Source organism: Streptomyces sp. NBC_00252 (genome assembly GCF_036187565.1).
Taxonomy (GTDB): domain Bacteria; phylum Actinomycetota; class Actinomycetes; order Streptomycetales; family Streptomycetaceae; genus Streptomyces.
The window spans coordinates 9,077,883-9,092,973 of record NZ_CP108087.1 but is presented as its reverse complement, the minus strand read 5'-3'; the positions used below and the strand labels follow the sequence as shown (position 1 = coordinate 9,092,973).

The 15,091-nt window shown below is 66.6% G+C and carries 4 protein-coding genes and 2 pseudogenes; 2 read left to right on the top strand and 4 right to left on the bottom strand.

From position 1 onward, the window contains the following. Positions 1 to 605: 605 nt before the first annotated feature. Together OHT77_RS40445 and OHT77_RS40440 are read right to left on the bottom strand one after the other, a co-directional pair. Positions 606 to 872, bottom strand: a complete 267-nt coding sequence (locus OHT77_RS40445; protein ID WP_328833331.1) for a hypothetical protein — start codon at positions 870 to 872, stop codon at positions 606 to 608. A gap of 721 nt (positions 873 to 1,593) precedes the next feature. Next, positions 1,594 to 5,766, bottom strand: a complete 4,173-nt coding sequence (locus OHT77_RS40440; RefSeq protein ID WP_328833330.1) for a hypothetical protein — start codon at positions 5,764 to 5,766, stop codon at positions 1,594 to 1,596. A 573-nt stretch (positions 5,767 to 6,339) separates the two neighbouring features. Here OHT77_RS40440 and OHT77_RS40435 point away from each other — a divergent pair. Both OHT77_RS40435 and OHT77_RS40430 read left to right on the top strand, forming a co-directional pair. Beyond that, on the top strand, positions 6,340 to 13,140 hold the full coding sequence (locus OHT77_RS40435; protein ID WP_328833329.1) for an RHS repeat-associated core domain-containing protein: 6,801 nt from the start codon (positions 6,340 to 6,342) through the stop codon (positions 13,138 to 13,140). A gap of 2 nt (positions 13,141 to 13,142) precedes the next feature. Beyond that, the gene (locus tag OHT77_RS40430) at positions 13,143 to 13,562 is read left to right on the top strand and encodes a hypothetical protein (RefSeq protein WP_328833328.1); all 420 of its coding nucleotides are present in this window, start codon (positions 13,143 to 13,145) and stop codon (positions 13,560 to 13,562) included. A 161-nt stretch (positions 13,563 to 13,723) separates the two neighbouring features. Here the strand turns inward: OHT77_RS40430 and OHT77_RS40425 are convergent. Further along, positions 13,724 to 14,274: pseudogene (locus OHT77_RS40425) on the bottom strand (site-specific integrase); the annotation flags it as partial. Then, positions 14,270 to 14,622 (bottom strand): annotated as a pseudogene (locus OHT77_RS40420) (transposase); the annotation flags it as partial. The pseudogenes OHT77_RS40420 and OHT77_RS40425, both read right to left, overlap by 5 nt. Between the last annotated feature and the right edge of the window lie 469 nt (positions 14,623 to 15,091).

Here is a 15,091-nt window from a genome sequence, read left to right as displayed (position 1 = left end):
AGGACCAGTTCGTTCCGGAGAGCCGTGGAGCTGCAGGAAGGTGACGTATTGGTTGCGCTGTGCGATCCGGTGCAGCCGAACACCTTCTACCGCAGGAGCAGGACCGTGGATTCCTGGTTCGTCGGGATTCCTTCGGCGCCCTCGAACGGCAAGAGGCCGTCAACGAGAGGGGGGACTGCAACTCCGGGAAAGACGCCCCGGCGGAAGACGTTCACGAGCACGAAGAACAAGAGCAGCGCGGAAAGCAGGAGCAGGTACGCGACGAACCGCCCGCCGTACACGCCGGCTTGGACGAGGCAGGGTTCACCAACACTGCCCCGACCCGCACGACCGCAGAAACTCGCCCGCCCGGGCAGTCCCCCTACGCATCACCCTCAGCGGCCGCAGGCACCGTGTCCCTGCCACGACATACACAGCCCCCACCCACCGGCCCCAACATCCCCGCGCCGCATGCCCAATCGACTCACAGCTCACCGGCACACGATCAGTCCAAGCCCGGTACAAGGACGACTCCCCCACCACGCAGCCTCACTCCCGTCGACCGCTACTACCTAGCCTGGCATTACCTCCACCAGCACCTGCACACCGAACCGAACGCGGCCGAACTATCCGCTTACCTCGCCCGACAAGGGATCCTCGACCGCGACAGCCAGCCCCTCAAACCGAAGACACTCGCCCGCTATCTCCTGCAGTTCCGGATCTACACCATCTGGGCCCACCACCGCGCCATCGATGATCAACCAGCACCCGACCACGTCGCCAAAGACCCCGCACAACACGGCATCACCGCCCAGTACAACCAGCCCATCCGCCCACACGACCTCGAAATACACCACCACACCTTCGAACACCGGTGGCAAGCCCTCACCCATCACACCCACAACAACCCACCACCACAAAGCACATCTCACTAGCCACGACCAACCAACAAAACGCACCCACATCCCCCCACTAGCGTATGGAGCACCGGTTGTGGCTCTGGGGCGGAAAACGGCCTCGAGATATCCCCGCACCCACGGGGTTGGTCCCCAGGCTGCCGAGTTCGAACTTGGTGAACTGTCATGCTCCCTGCACCCCCGGGGTTGGTCCCAGGGTCATCGAGCCGCTGACCCTGATGAACCACTGCTCCCCGCACTCGCAGGGTTGGTCCCGCGAAGTGCGCCGCACGGGTCAGTGCGCCGCTCTGCTCCCCGCACCCGCGAGGTTGGTCCCTCCTCCCTGGCCACCCTGCACGAGGAAAACGGCCATTGACACTCCAGGGGCCCCGCCCCTCACTGGTCAATCGCCCGAGGAAAACACCCCGCCCAGGCCCTGCCTGCCTCGCCAGACGACGAGCCGACGTCCTGTTCGCGATGCTCCGCGACGGGACCCTCGTCGATCGCAACAGGGTAATTTCAGACGCCGCACGGACGCCTGCCCTCATCAGCTGGCTCGTGTGACCTGGATACCGGAGGACCATGCGGGCGGGGCGTCGAACACAGTCTGAGGAACGGCTGGTGCTGGACCGTTCCCCCACACGACGGACACGTGTGCGGGAAACCGGACCGGGTGCACCGTGTAAAAGCTGCGGTGCACCCGGTCGTAGTCTCTGAGCTATGCGTCCGGCCCAAGTGACGCCAGGTCGAAGGCGTTACTGATGGCGCTGTAGCCGTCTGCAGTCAGATTGACGTGGTCGCCGGAGTCGAAGTCCGCCGGAGCCGCGTCGTTGCCCAGCTTCAGTGCCTGCGGGTCGGCCGTGCTCGCTGTATCGATGACCGCGACGATCGCCTCCGCGTCCGCATAACTCACTGTGGGCGAGGTGAAGTCGAGTTGGTCAGTGATCCAGGTGTTGGTGTCGATGCGATTCTGGTCGACTGCCGCCGTGCAGGCACTGTTGCCGTCGCAGGGTGTCAGGGTGGCGAAGATGACCTTGATGCCCCACCCCTTCAGTTGGTCCCGCAACAGTCCGAGTGCGCTGTCGATGTCGACGTCGTCGTGGCCAGCGACGATGTCTTCCAGACCCTGCGTGACAACGACGGTCTTGATGCCGGGAATGGACAGGACATCCCGGTCCAGGCGGGTGAGTGCTGCCCGGCCACCTGCACCTGCGCCCTGGTCGGTGCCGAGGTAGTTGTTCTCGATACCGGAGGCCACGACGCCGTAGACCGGAACACCGTCGGTGTTGGTGATCAGGCGGTTCGCCAGGTACTGGTTGAAGCGCGGGGTGCTGTAGCCCGCCGTATTGCCTGTGGTGCGGGTGTTGATGAGGCCGTCGCCGAGCACGGAGACGGTGGGCTGGTGGTCGGTGGTGGTGACGTCGACTCCGGTGAGGATGTCGGTGGAGCGACCTGCGACCGTGCCGGTGCCTGTGAACGCCGTGTCGGCCGCGTCCGCGGTGTGGTCGCCGCTGCCGACCGCGCTGATGTACCCGACTGAGTCGGTGGCTGCCCAGGGGTGCATGACGAGGTAGCTCACCTGGTTCACCAGGTGGATGCTGGTCGTGATCACTCCGCCGGGGGCGACCGTCATGGGGATCGGGTCGCTGTAGAGCTCCCCGCCTTCCGGGATGACCACCGATTTGACTCCGCCGAAGGTCACGTCCACGGGTGTAGAGGCAGTTGCCGCCCCCGTGCTGTACGGGGCGACGGTGACGTGGTCGAGGGTCAGCGGATTGGTGCCCAGGGCGTTGGACAGACGTAGCCGCACGTGGTCACCGCCGGCGCTTATCTGACTAACCTCGCGGAAGGTCTGGTTACTGAAGGCGCCCATGGCGGAGAACTGGAATCGCTCTTCGGTGGGCGCGCTCCAACTGCCGGTCCAGGACGCGTTGTTCGCCGCGGTGGTGGTGTCGCGGATGGACATGCCGATGATGTGCATCCCCGGCACGTACTTGCGCGCGGCGCTGGCGACGTCAGGCAGATTGACCGAGCTGACGGTTGCACCGGCCTTCAGGGGGACGGCGAAGGCGTAGATGTTGGTGCTGTGGGTCACCGGGTTGGTGGGGATGTTGCGGTACGGAAGGGTGATGGCGGCCATGGTGTCGGGGCCGTTCACCCAGTCGGGCATGGTCAGGTAGTAGGGCTGTGAGGTGCCGTCTCCGTAGGTGATGGATCCTTTCGGAGTGGTGCAGTCCTCGTAGGTGCCGTTGCCCAGGCTGCAGTTGGTGGCAGACGTGTTGGTGTTGTCGGGGACGACGGGGTTGGTGGTGTCGCCGTCCTGATGCTCGGAGGCCACGGATCCGTAGGTGGAGTAGCCGAGGAAGACCAGGGCCTGGCCAGTGGTGCCGTTCATCTGGATGGTCTGGTTGGCTGCCAGCACGTTGTCGCCGGTACTGGAACCCCAGTTGGGCAGGGTGAAGGTGGCACCGTCGACGGTGATCTTGCTGCCGGGTTGCCAGCCCGCTGCCTTGAGTGTCTGGAGGGACAAGCTGTCACCTACTCCGTCGGCGTCGGCGGTGGTGCGGTTGCTGTCGTCGGTGGTGGCGGTGTTGTTGAAGGCCGCCTGCAGGCTGGCGTAGCTCTTCGTGGTGTGCCCGATCGCGGTGAACTCGTACTGCTGCTGGGAGGAGACGTTCCCGGCCGAGTCGACGGCGTAGACGTAGAGCGTATGAGTACCTGGTGCCACCGGTGTCACGGTGATCGTGGCGGTGTTGCTGCTGGCCGTCGCGGTCTGCGCGGCCGGAGTGCTGGAGGTGGGCGGTGCTGCGTCCAGGCCGTAGAGGAACTTGGCGGCGTTGTTGCCGTTCGTGCCGGGATTCACGGAAAGAGTGAACTTGCCCGCCGTGCCGGCGGCGGTGATGCCCGGCGCGTCCTCCGGGTAGAGGCTGTCCGCGGTTTTGACCGTGGGTTGGGCGGGACTGTGCAGGTCGACGGTGAAGTGGCAGGTGGCAGAGACGGGGGAGGTGTCCTCGCCGTCCGTCGAGGTGACCTTCCAGCTGACCACGCTGCCGTCGGCGAGGCCGCTCATGAACGTCGAGGGCAGCTGTTTGGGTGCGTTGGCGCCGCTGGCGACGGTGGCGCTGGCCGTTGTGGTGGCTGTACCGCTGCCGACCCAGTACGAGTAGGTGGCGGCCAGGGCGTCCTTGTCGGTGTCGCTGACGGTGGCGTTGAGCGTGGGCGGGGTGGTGGCCAAGGTCTTGCCGACGATGGGGTAGGGGGCGGCGGTGCCGCAGCCCAGCGAGGTGGAGCCGACCTTGGTGGCCAGCGTGCCCGGCTTGTTGGGCACGTGGTTGTAGGTGATGGACATCGACGGGTTGTTGGCGAAGCGCTTGAAGTAGTTGCCGTCGCTGCTGGCGCTCTGACTGTTGATCAGGGCGAAGGACCAGCTCGTCCAGTGCGCGGCGGCTCCCTTGGCGATCGTGGAGGTCACCGAGAAGCCGCCGGAGGGCTCGCTGGTGCAGGCCGGCCCGAAGCTCTTGGTGGCCAGTTTGCCGCTCAGAGCCGGTCTGGTGTTCCAGGTGGTGCCGGAGCCGATCGCACCGGACCAGTAGAGATAGACGTCCGAGGAGAGACTGCAGCTGGCGGAGTAGTTCTCCTTCGCGTCCACCGTGGCAGAGACGATGTGGGAGCCCCAGATGCCCGAGGGGACCGCGAGCTGGTAGTAGGCGCGCTCAAGACCGATGCAGCCCGACCAGCTGTTGTAGCCGACGCCGGGGTCGCCGTACTGGGTGGAGTCGTAGTTCTTCGCGGTGGGACAGCCTGCCTGGACCTCGACGTAGTGCTGCTTGGAGCCGCTGGCGTAGTGCGGATTCCAAGTCGGGTCGATGAAGACCGGAAACTTGGTGTGTGCGTCACCGAGCAGTTTGGCGTCCGGGACGAGGGACAGCGTCCGGCCGTGCAGGCGGCCCTGGACGCGGGCCACCCGGGACTTCGGCGCGGGGCCCGATTCCGGGGCAGTGCGCGCCGCGTCGATGCCGCTGGAGTCCCACATCGCCGGCTGCGGGGCGCTGAAGAGCACCTTGCCGTCCGGTGTGGTCGCGGCGAGGTTCCCGTGGCCGTCGTCGGTGACGCTGACGCCCTTCGCCTCTGTGGCGAGGGCGAGTTGAGCGAGTTCCGGGTTGGCGGCCGCCTGGGCGTCCTTGACGACGAGGACCTGTGACCAGCCTCCCTGGGTGTCTGCGGTGACCCGGAGATCCACGCCGGACAGCACGTCCGGGTAGGTCAGGCTCGCGCCGGAGGCGTGCGGGGTGGGCAGGGCGTGCGGCCAGGACAAGGCGAGGGACGCGGTGCCCTTGGCCATGGTGGCCAGGGGAGTGGTGCCGCCGCCGGAGAAGGCGAGCGGTTCGGCCGCGGCCGTGGGGCTCCAGGTGCCGTCGGCGTTGTGCTTCAGCGTGGCGTCTACCGGGACCCAGCGGTGCGACTTGCGTACGCGTACGGGCAGCAGGCTGGAGTCGTAGGTGACGGTGCCGGATGGGTTCGCCGTCGTGGTGGCCGTCTCGGTGGTCAGGGCATCGACCTGGACCGGCTCGCCGGTCGCCGCGGCCTGTTTCTGGGCACCGGCCAGTGCCGACTCCTCGGCTGTCGTCAGTCCGCCGTCGTCATCTGCCGGGCGCAGGGAGCCGGTCGGGTCCGGTGCCTTCGTGTCGTCCTTCGGTGCCGGAGTCAGATCCGGCCGGCTGGTGTTGACATCTGCGACGGAGCCCGGTCCGGTATCCGCAGCGGCGGGCTGAGCGGCGAGCGGTGCCAGGCAGAGCGCGCTGACCGTGGCAAGAACCAGGAATCTGCCTGGTATTCGCGGGCTCTTTCTGAATGGGCCGCCGGTGGAAAGTCGACGGAAACGGTCGGACATCTGCCCCCCAATTTGAGTCCGAGTGAAAAGTGCCTATGGGCGCGAGGGAGGCTACCCGCAATCACTGCAAGGCGACAACAGTGTTAAGCGGGAGGCTGCTGCGGTACGGCTTCTTCCGGCGCGTAGATGAAGTGTGCAACTTTGTTGCCGGGTGGGCTGGTTGACGTTCTTGTTGGGTGATCCATCACGTTCATGGGGGAGTTGGTGTTTTTGGTGTCGAGTTTTGGTCGAACGAAGGGTGATACATGGCGATCCCTATACCTTTTGAGCATGTGAAGGGACTGTGAGGGATGTCTTTTATCTGATCCAATAGCTCCTCGACAGCCGTGCTGGAATGGGGGGTCCGGAGTGCGTCGCAATTCGCGTTGGCGGATTTATAGAAAGACCATGCGGATACGCAGGGCGCCCGCTTTGTGGATCGTCGCAATCGGTGTGCTCGGCTTGCTCGTCGGGTTTATCGCGCCGACGGACGCACTTGCTGCCGGTCAGCGCGCGGATTACCTCGTGAAGGCTAAGAAAGAACCTTCGGTTCCTGTCTCGCCAGTCAAGGGCAAGGCCGCGAAGGTGCCGCAGATGGCGCGCTGGAGCGCCGCCCAGGCCCACAAGACCTGGCCCGCCAAGGGAGCGGCCGACGTGGCGGTTCCCGCACGCGGCGCCGCTGCCAAGCAGGCCGACGGTGTCCCCGTGACGGTTGCGGCGGCGAAGAGCGCGCACCGGGTGGGCGCAGGCACCCGCGTCCACGTGTCGCTGCCGGGGCAGACGGCCGCGCAGAAACTCGCTCTCGACGGCGTCGTCCTCACCGTGCAGCCCGACAGCACCACCGCGGGTGGCACGGCCCAAGTGGGCCTGGACTACTCGTCGTTCAAGGACGCCTACGGCGGCGACTGGGCCGGCCGACTGCACCTCGTCCAGTTGCCGGCCTGCGCCCTGACCACCCCGCAAGCCGCCGCCTGCCGCAAGCAGACCCCGCTGGCCTCGACCAACGACGCCAAGACGCAGACGGTCTCGGCCGAGGTCGCGCTGCCCGCCACCAGCACGGCGCAGCCGATGGTGCTCGCGGCCGAGGCGGCCGCCGCAGGCGGAGGCGGCAGCTACGCGGCCACCTCCCTGGCCCCGTCCGGCCAGTGGACGGCCGGCGGTTCGACCGGCGCCTTCAGCTACTCGTACCCCATCTCGGTGCCTGACGTCCCCGGCAGCCTGGCCCCGAGCGTGTCCCTCGACTACAGCTCGCAGACCGTGGACGGGCGCACCTCCTCGACGAACGCCCAGTCCTCCTGGATCGGCGACGGCTGGGACTACTCGCCCGGCTTCGTCGAGCGCAGCTACGCCTCCTGCTCCGACGACACGGCGGGCGGCTCCCCCAAGACCTCCGACGAGTGCTGGTCGGACGACGTCGACTCGCTCACCCTGTCGCTGAACGGCTCGTCCAACACGCTCGTCCACGACGACACGACCAACACCTGGCACCCGCAGGGCGACAGCGGCGAGAAGATCGAGGTCAAGACCGACACGGTCAACGGTGACAACGACAACGAGTACTTCGTCGTCACCACCGCCGACGGTACGCAGTACTACTTCGGCAAGAACCGGCTGCCCGGCTGGGCGACGGGCAACGCGACCACCAACTCGGTGTTCACCACGCCCGTCTACGGCAACGACACGGGCGAGCCGTGCCACGCCGCGACGTTCGCCGCCTCCTGGTGCCAGCAGGGCTACCGCTGGAACCTCGACTACACCGTCGACCCGCACGGCAACGCGATCAGCTACTGGTACACGCCCGAGACCGGTTACTACGGCAGGGACAACGCCACCACCCCGACCACGTACGCCCGCAGCGGTTACCTCGCCAAGATCCAGTACGGCCAGCTGGCGGGCAAGGTCTACGACACCACAGCGCAGGCCGCCGCCCAAGTCTTCTTCGACACCTCCGAGCGCTGCCTGGCCGACTCCAGCTTCGACTGCGCCACGTCCAAGATGACGACGGCCAACGCCTCGCACTGGCCGGACGTACCCGTTGACCAGACCTGTGCCTCCACGGGCACCTGCAACAACCACGGCCCAGCCTTCTTCACCACCAGGCGTCTGACAGGCATCCGCACCCAGTCCCTGGTCGGCACCGGCTACCAGAACGTGGACGCCTGGACGCTCACCCAGACCTTCCCGTCGACCGGGGACACCACCACCCCGTCGCTGTGGCTGAGCCAGATCGTGCATACCGGCAAGGACGGCGGAAGCCTGGACCTGCCGCCGGTGAAGTTCGCCGGCCAGGCACTCGCCAACCGCGTGGACGGCCTCGACGGCTACCAGCCGATCACCCGCTACCGGATGACCACGGTCACCACCGAGTCCGGCGAAGTGGTCACGGTCAACTACACCGGCCCCCAATGCCACCGCACGGGCACGGCGGTCATCCCGTCGAGCCAGGACAACAACACCCTCCGCTGCTACCCGCAGTACTGGACGCCGCCGGGCCAGACCTCGCCACAACTGGACTGGTTCAACAAGTTCCTCGTGAACTCCGTGACGACCCAGGACCCCACCGCGGGCGGGCTGCCCGTCCAAACCTCGTACAACTACGTCGGTGACCCGGCCTGGCACTACAACGACGACCCGCTGACGCAGGCCAAGTACCGCACCTGGAACCAGTGGCGCGGCTACGGCACGGTCGAGACCCGCACGGGCACGGCGCCCGCGCAGATCACGCTGTCCCGGGAGACGTTCTTCCGTGGAATGGACGGCGACAAGACCTCGAGCGGCACGCGCAGTGTCACGCTCAACGACACGGCCAACGACGATCCGCAGAAGGACTCCGACTGGCTGGCCGGCCAGACCTTCGAAGCGCAGACCTACAACGGCGCCGGCGGCGCGCTGCTCTCGGACGGTGTCACCGACCCCTGGAGCTCAGCGGCGACGGCCACTCAGTCCCGTACGAAGGCGGGCCTGAACCCGCTGGTCGCCCGTCGCACCAACATTCAGCGGGCCCGCACCGTCACCACCAAGGCGGACGGCACCAAACGCACCACCGAGATCGACTACACGATCGACGGCGCCACCGGTCTGCCCAAGGCCGTGGACGACCAGGGCGACACCGCCACATCCACCGACGACAAGTGCACCCGCACCTGGTACGCGACGGACGCCTCCGGCAACCTGCTGCCGATTCCTCGCCGTGTCCAGGAAGTCTCCGTCTCCTGCTCCGCCACCCCGAAATACCCCAACGACCTGCTCAGCGACGACCTCACCTTCTTCGACGGCTCCACCGACAACACCACGACGCCCACCAAGGGCGACGTCACGATGGTCCAGAAGGCCGACACGGTCGCCGACGACGGCACCCCGCACTACATCACGGCGCTGAAGAACACCTACGACTCCTACGGCCGTGAACTCACCGAGACCGACGCCGACGGCAGGGTCACGAGCACCGCCTACACCCCCGCGACCGGCACCAACCCGACCTCCATCGCGGTCACTCAGCCGAAGGCCACCGGCCAGACAGCCGGCTTCACCACCACGACCACCCTGGACCCGGTACGCGGCCTGGACCTGAAGACCACCGACGCGGCCGGATACTCCACCACCAGCGCCTACGACGCGTTGGGCCGCCTGACCTCGGTGTGGAGCCCGGGCTTCCCCACCGACGACAACCCCAACATCAAGTACAGCTACAACCTCACACCGTCGGCGCCGTCCACGGTCACCACCCAGACCCTCACCGACGACAACGCCTACCGCACTTCCATCTCGCTCTACGACGCGATGCTGCGCCCGCGCGAGACGCAGACGGCCACCGTCGACGGCGGCCGGACGGTCACCGACACCGTCTACGACTCGCACGGCTGGGCGGTCAGCTCCTCCGACGCGTACTACAACAGCGACGCCCCGTCCGGCACGATGGTCGATGCGCCGGACAACAAGACGCCGTCCCAGACCGCCACCGTCTACGACGGCGCGGGCCGGGTGACCGCCTCGATCGCCTACACCTTCGCGTCCGAGACCTGGCGCACCACCACCGCCTACCCCGGCTCCGACCGCGTCGACGTCACGCCGTCCGCCGGCACCAAGCCCTTCGGAGCCACACCCACCACCACGTACACCGATGCCCGCGACCAGCTGGTCAAACTCCTGCGCTACCACGGCACCACAGCCACCGGCGCCGCCGACACCGTCACCTACTCCTATGACGCGGACGGCCACCAGACCGGCCAGGACGACGGCCAGGGCCACACCTGGTCCAGCGGCTACGACCTCCTCGGCCGCCGCACCTCCCAGACCGACCCCGATACCGGCTCCTCCAGTTCGACGTACGACAACGCGGGCCAGCTGACGGCGTCGACCGACGCACGCGGCAAGACCATCAGCTACACGTACGACGAAATGGGCCGCAAGAAGGCCGAGTTCGACACCACGGGAGGTGTCGCGCAGTCCACGGGCAACGAGTTGGCGGCCTGGACGTACGACTCGCTGAAGAAGGGCAAGCCCACCGCGTCCATTCGCTATGTGGGCGGTACCGGCGGCTCCGCCTACACCGACAAGGTCCTCGGCTACGACAGCCACGGCTGGGCACAGGCCAGCGAACTCGTGGTCCCCGCCGCCGAAGGCGCCCTCGCCGGCAACTACATCCACCAGAACACGTACAACCTCACCGGGACGCTGAGGAATTACACCGACCAGGATCCGACGACGGTCAAGCTGCCGCAGGAGACCGTCTCCTACAACTACGACGCCTATGGTCGCCCCACCTCGGTCGGTGGCGGGACGAACAGCTGGGACTACGTCGACAAGCTCAGCTACACGGAGTTCGACGAGCCCTATCAGCTCACCTACGGCACCTCGGGCAACTTCGCCCAGCAGACCCTGAACTACGACGACCAGACCCGTCGCCTGAAGGACTCGACGACCACCACCCAGTCGGGCGCCGCGATCGCCGACAAGACCAGCTACGCCTACCAGCCCTCCGGCAACGTCACGAAGATCACCGACAAGCTGGAGACCGGCTCGACCGACACCCAGTGCTTCGACTACGACTGGGCGCAGCGCCTGAAGGACGCCTGGACGGCCACGGACGACTGTTCGGCAACTCCCGCATCCGGAGCCTCCAGCACGGTGGGCGGCCCGTCGTCGTACTGGCAGTCCTGGTCCTACGACGCCACGGGCGCGCGTACCTCCCAGGTGGACCACGACACGACGGGCGACACCACCCACGACGCGACGTCTTCGTACAACCCGTTCGCCGCGGGCAAGGGCCCGGCCCACGCGGTGTCGACGGTGGACACGGTCGTGCCGGGCGACTCGACGGCCGACACCACCAACGCCTACACCTACGACCAGGACGGCAACGTCCTCACCCGTACCACTCGCGCGGGCACGGACACCCTCACCTACAACGACGAGGGCAGCCTCTCCGAACTGGCCTCGACCGGCTCGGCCGGCGACACGAAGTACCTGTACGACGCCGACGGCGGCCTGCTGATCCGCCACAGTCCGGACGGGACCACCCTGTACACGGGCGACGAGGAGATCACCCTCAAGCCCGGCGCCACCAGCGCTGACGGAGTGCGCTACATCTCCATCGCCGGCGAGACGGTGGCCACCCACTCCTCAGACGGCAAGTTCACCTACCTGATTCCCGACCGCCAGGGAACCGGCACCCTGGAGATCGACTCCCAGACTCAGCAGGTGGTCCGCCGCCAGTACAAGCCCTTCGGTGAGTCACGCGACCAGACCGGCACGTGGATCGGGCAACAGGGCTACGTCGGCGGTACCCAGGACGACAACACGGGCCTGACCAACCTGGGCGCCCGCGAGTACGACCCGTCCATCGGCCGCTTCCTCAGCCCCGACCCGATCCTCGACCCGGGCTCACCGCAGACCTGGAACGCCTACGACTACGCAGGCGACTCCCCGGTCACCGAGTCCGACCCGTCGGGCCTGTGCATGGCCGACCAGTGCGGCGTCGGCTACCCCATCGGCGGTACCGGAACCAGCAAGAGCAACCCGACCCGCTACGTCGAGACCGGCCCGGTCGACCCCGGCGGCCAGAACCACGCCGTCTGCCACCAGGGCCGCTGCTCCGACGGCCACACGCTCGGCGCCCCCGGCGGCAACATCAGCAAGCAGACCTACGACCCGCAGGCCGAGGCCAAGGCCGTACAGCGCGCCAAGGCGACCGCGGACGCCTCCGCCGCCGCGGCGAAGAAGCAGGCATCCGGCCTCAAGCACCAACTGCTCAGCCTGGTCGCGGATGTCCTCGGCCTGACCGATGCCTACAACTGCTTCACCAAGGGCGACGTGATGGGCTGTATCAACACAGCCCTGACAGCGGTCCCTTGGGGCAAGGTCTTCAAGGCCATCAAGGTAGGAGTGGAAGCCTTCAAGGTCTGGCGATCCCTGGACCGCGCCTATACGGCGGTCAAGGACGCGGAGGAGGCCGCGAAGCTGGCCGAGGACGCTGTGAAGGCGGAACACGCCGTCGCCGAGGCTCGGGAGGCGGAGAGCGCGGGGGCCGACGCGGCGGGTTGTGCGACACACAGCTTTGTGCCGAGTACCGGTGTGCGTCTGGCTGATGGCACGTCAAAACCGATCAGCAAGGTCAAGGTCGGAGACACGGTCCTGGCGACGGACCCACAGACAGGCGTCACGGCCCCCGAGAAAGTCCAGAACGTCATCGTCACCAATACGGACAAGGACTTCACCACCCTCACCCTGGACACGGCCCCGGTCCGTGGACCGCCGCAGAAGACAAAGGCTGCCGCACCCACTCGGCAAACCCTCACCACGACCTGGCACCACCCCTTCTGGGACGCCACCCACCACCGTTGGACCAACGCCCACGACCTCACCGCCGGCACCAAACTCCGCACCACGGACGGCACCACCATCACGGTGGCCGAGGTCCACAACTTCCACCGGCACCAGACCACTTACGACCTCACCGTCGGTACCCTCCACACGTACTACGTGCTGGCGGGGGCTACGCCGGTCCTCGTGCACAACTGCAACGATGGGTATGCAGATGTCTACTTCGACGACGTCGAGGGACACGCGTCCGTCTCGGTTACGCATGGAGACACGACGATGCACACCGAGGCAGGTTCGCAGCCAGGATCAAATTCGGTTCCTGGTGTCCGCACTCGGCCCCACTCGCCCGGCACGATTGTTGTCAGGGTCCCGCTTCCCAACGCAACGAATGCGCAGCGAGCTCAGTATGCTATGGAGGATGTCAATCTCGGTCCACACGACAATGATACAAACAACTGCGTGACCTATTGCGCGAGAATCTTGAGGGCTGGTGGAGTGGACGTACCGGCCAATGACTCTCAGAATATCGCCGGTTGGCTACTCAATTCTTCCCATACGCAGAGGAGGCTCTAGTCGTGGCAGCTGATGGTTGGGAGTCACTCAAGGGCCAGCCTCCGAACTGGGAAGCACCCGAGCAGTTGCGAGGCCCCACGGCTTCAACGGCGGTCAATCTTGCTGTTCAGATGATGGGCAGCAACATGATCGGCAACGACGTGATCGAGGTTGTCGCGGAGTTCGTTTCCACCAAAGCCCGAATTGAGTTGTGGATGGGGCATCGTGAACCCCCTCTGACGCTTGGCCAGAAGTTTGCTGTTGGTCGGGCCAGTTCGGAGGGGCTGCGAATCGCTTATGAATCCTGGGTCAATTATGAAAGGGCATACGGTTTGGCGGGCGGGAAGATATCACAAGTCAACCAAGAGAAGCGCGCGCTCATCGGTGCCGTTCGTGAGGCTACTGCCATCCTCGCTCGCGCGAAAGCTGACTGCGAGGCTTGAGCCGGTAGGGCGTCCGGGTGCGCTTCTCCGTCATGGTTTACACCGTCGCAAATATGAGGCTCTATCAGGTGTGCTTCGGTGGGGCTTCAGAGCGCCGTGACGGCAGTAGTTGACAGCAACGGCGGCGGACACCAGGTGGCGTCCGCCGCCGTTGCCGTACGTCAGAGGCGGTCAAGGGCGCGGCCGAGGAGATCGATGGCGTCGCGTTGGAGGCGGATCCTTACGTGGGCGTAGACGGTGGCGGTGACGCCGATGTGGGCATGGCCGAGGAGCTCCTTGACCACGACGAGTTCGACGCCCTGTTCCAGGAGCAGGGTGGCCGTCGAGTGACGGAGGTCGTGGAAGCAGATGCGGCGGAGGCCGGCCTTGCGGAGGAGCGTGTTGAAGGTGCGGGTGAGGTTGGTCGGGTCGATCGGTCCACCCTGCGCAGTGGTGAACACGTGCTCGCTCTGCTGCCACCGGTGCCCACGGCCTCCCGCTCGGTCTTCTGCTGCTCGTGGTGGAGCTTCAGCGACTGAAGGCAGCGGGCGGGAAGGGCGATGCGGCGCTCGGAGGCCCGCGTCTTGGTGGGCAGCGTGGTGAGCCCGCCTGCGCTAGTGCGCTGCAAGGTTCGGCGGATTGCGGCGATGCCCGCTTCGAGGTCGAGGTCTTCCCAGCGCAGGCCGAGGAGTTCGCCCTTGCGGAGTCCGGTGTGAAGAGTGAGTTCGAATCTGGATGATCTCGCGCCAGACCTTGTTCTGAGCTGCCCAGTGGAGGGGCAGGTTGCGCAGCCCGGTGGACCGGGCGGCCCGGATCCGGTCCTCGGCTCGGGCCCGCAGCCGGTGACGGAGTTCGAGGGCGGCGATCGGCCGGCCAGGGGTATTGGTCGCGAAGCATGTGATCCGCATGCCGTCCGCGTCCGTGATCCTCAACTGGGCCCCAGGGTGGGGCCGTTCCTTTCGGACGATCAGCCGCATGTCATTTGGCCAGCCGTCCAGGAGCTTGTCGGTGAGCTCGGCGATCCAGGCCCCGTCACGGGTCTCACCGTTGGTCTCGACGGCCGGGTCCAGGCTGAGGCAGGGTGGCGGTCTGTCGGCCGCCCTCCAGCTTGTAGATCTTCGAGTGGAGCCGGCCGAGCGGATCGGCGAGTTGGGTGCCGGTGAGCCGTCCAGCAGGCCCGGTTACAACCACAGTCATGCCGTCGAGGCCGAAGTGCTTGAGGCGGGCAAGGTTGGCCGGGTCGCCGAGTGGTGGTCCTTGCACGATGATCTCGTCGGAGTCGAAGTCGGTGTGCAGGGCCGGGCAGCCGCCGTTGTCACTGTCCGTCCTGTTGAACCGAGCCGGAAGAGTCAGGGTGCGGGTCTCTCCTGGGCTCGGTGTGTGGCCGTGAGACCGCTGTGTGCTCTGCCCGTAGGCGTGGCCTGAGAGTTGGAGCCTGTCTGGGTGATCGCCAGAGGTGTTGTCGGGGTCCGACGCCACCCCGCCTTCTTTTAACTACCTTATATCCAGGGGTAGTTGACGCGATCAGCTCTACGATCGTCTCGACTGTG